This is a genomic window from Corallococcus sp. 4LFB, from assembly GCF_046520365.1.
In the GTDB taxonomy this organism is placed as follows: domain Bacteria; phylum Myxococcota; class Myxococcia; order Myxococcales; family Myxococcaceae; genus Corallococcus; species Corallococcus caeni.
In genome coordinates, this window is the sequence record NZ_JBKGHJ010000819.1 from 1 (window position 1) to 2371 (window position 2371).

The following is a 2371-nucleotide window of genomic DNA, read 5'->3' on the forward strand; positions in this document are numbered from 1 at the left end:
CTTGCCTCGTGCGAAGCCCGTGCGGAAGCCCCACCTCTTCGCGAGGAGGGGAAACGCATGGCGCGTCACGAGGACTTGAAGGGGCAGGTGGCCATCGTCACGGGCGCGTCGAGCGGCGTGGGCTGGCAGTCCGCGCTGCGCCTGGCGGAGGCGGGCGTGCGGCTGTGCGTCACCGCGCGGCGCCAGGCGGCGCTGGAGCGGCTGCGCGTGGAGGTGCTCCAGCAGGGCGGCGAGTGCCTGGTGTGTGAAGGCGACGTCACGGTGGCGGAGGACGTGGAGCGCGTGGTGCGCGAGTGCGTGGCGCACTACGGCCGCGTGGACCTGCTGGTGAACGTGGCGGCGGTGCAGTCCTACGGGTACTTCGACCAGCTGCCCTGGGAGCACATCACGCGCGTGTTCGACGTGGCGTGCTTCGGCTACTTCCGCTTCGCGCGCGCGGTGCTGCCGCACTTCCGGAAGCAGGGCCACGGCCACGTGCTCAACGTGCAGTCCATGCTGTCGGCGGGGTCCGCGCCGCTGTTGTCCGCGTACTCGGCGGCGAAGCACGCGACGCTGGGGTGGGCGCAGTCGCTGGAGATGGAGCTGCGGGGCACGGGCATCCAGGTGTCCAACGTGCTGGTGCCGTCCGTGTCCACGCCCATGTTCGACCACGCGCCCACGATGCTCGGGAAGAAGCCCGTGCCCGTGCCGCCCACGTACGACGCGGACCTGGTGGCGAAGGCGGTGGTGCGGCTGGCGAAGCGGCCGGGCCGCACGTCGGTGCCGGCGTTCCTCCAGGGACGGCTGATGCTGTGGCTCAACGGCGTGGCGCCGTCGGTGGGCAAGGCGGTGCTCTCCCGCTTCGGCGCGCGGATGCAGACGACGGACACGCCGCTGTACCGGCCGGAGGGCAACCTCTTCAGCCCCGTGGCCGAGGGCGTGGGCCCCCGGGGCAGCGTGCCGCCGACGCCCGCGTGGAAGCGCTTCACCGCGACGCTGGGACTGGCGGCGCTCACGGGGGGCGTCGTGGGCGGCGCGGTGCTGGGCGCTCGCGGCCTGGTGCGCGGAGCGCGATCAGGATTTTCGTGATCGCGGCACTGATGGTGGCGTGTCAACGAAGTGTTGGGTGGGTCGGAAAACATCCTCGCGTTGCAGCGGGCTTTGGCTAGAAGGGGCCCCGCATGCGCACCGGGAAGGGTCGGCCGGGCGCGAACGTGAGGAGCAACCTCGATGCGTGGAAACAGCAAGTGGACGGGCCTGGCGCTGGTGGCGGGGCTCGCGGTGTCGTCGCAGGCGGTCGCGGCCGAGGAGCCGGACCTGAACAGCGACCCGGGCAAGGCGTCCGACTTCGGCCAGGCGAGCCAGGTCGTCATCAGCCAGGAGCTCAACGGCTTCCTGGGCTACAACACCGCCGACGAAGTGTTCCTCATCCGCCTGGAGCCGTCCGCGGACTACTTCCTCCAGCAGAACCTGTCGGTGGGCGCGTCCGCGCTGGTGTCCTTCGGCTTCGGTGACAGCACCGTCGTGGGCCTGGGCGTGCTGGGCCGCGTGGGCTACCACCTGCCGCTCAACGAGCGCGTGTCGTTCTGGCCCAAGGCGGGCTTCGGCGTGCAGTTCGCCCACGTGCCGGGCGCCAGCGACGTGAACTTCGTCCTGGATTTCAACGCCCCCATCCTGTTCCACGTCTCGCCGCACTTCTTCGTGGGCGCCGGCCCGCAGGTGCGCGCGCTCATCAGCCAGGACGTGGGCAGCCTGGGCTCGCAGCAGGGCAACTTCTCCGGCAACGACGTGACCATCGGCATCACGACCACGGTCGGCGGCTACTTCTAGCCTCGGGCCGTTCCTGGCACCCGGGGCCGCGTGCCCGGGTGCCGGGGAGTCGCAGGACCCGTGGCGTAGGACCGCCCGGGTTGACGTCACAGGTTGGTTGTGATGGGTTGGAGGGTGCCATGTCCGTGCTTCCGTTCGCCTCCCGGCTGCCCGCGTTCGCCCCCCTGCATCCGCTGGGGAGGGGCCCGCTGGGCGAGTGGGTGTCCCTGGTGTGGCCGCTGGAGCAGGGGCCCGTCGAAGCGCGCCCGCTGGTGGTGAAGACGTTCCTGCTGGCGTCGGGACTGGCGCCGGAGACGCGGCGTCCGCTGGAGGAGGCGCTGACGCTGGCGGTGCCGCTGCGGCATCCGGGCATCGCGAGGCTCCACGGCTTCCAGGTGGACGCGCGCGACACGCTGACGGTGGTGTCGGACTACGTCCCGGGCTGTTCGCTGGCCACGGCGCGCAGGCGCGTGATGGGACGCGGGGCGCGGCCGTCGGAGGCGTTCGTGTGTCACGTGGGCGCGGAGGTCGCGGGCGCGCTGCAGGCCGCGCATGGCGCGCGCGTGGTGCACGGGGACGTGCG

General features: G+C 72.0%; 2 protein-coding genes and 1 pseudogene. All 3 read left to right on the forward strand.

Annotated features, from left to right (window positions below; all coding sequences use genetic code 11):
• The first annotated feature begins 57 nt into the window (after nt 1-57).
• Nucleotides 58-1068 (forward strand): SDR family NAD(P)-dependent oxidoreductase, encoded by a 1011-nt coding sequence (locus ACLEQD_RS41515; RefSeq protein WP_410391433.1) that lies wholly within the window; start codon nt 58-60, stop codon nt 1066-1068.
• 141 nt (nt 1069-1209) lie between these two features.
• Entirely contained in the window at nt 1210-1809 is a 600-nt protein-coding gene (locus ACLEQD_RS41520) for a hypothetical protein (RefSeq protein ID WP_410391434.1), read from the forward strand.
• Nucleotides 1810-1928: 119 nt separating this feature from the next.
• Nucleotides 1929-2371, forward strand: a pseudogene (locus ACLEQD_RS41525) (hypothetical protein); the annotation flags it as partial.

Bases quoted from the DNA above. Each gene is read 5' to 3' on its own strand.
- ACLEQD_RS41515 (WP_410391433.1), top strand. From the start codon at position 58: ATGGCGCGTCACGAGGACTTGAAGGGGCAGGTGGCCATCGTCACGGGC.
- ACLEQD_RS41520 (WP_410391434.1), top strand. From the start codon at position 1,210: ATGCGTGGAAACAGCAAGTGGACGGGCCTGGCGCTGGTGGCGGGGCTC.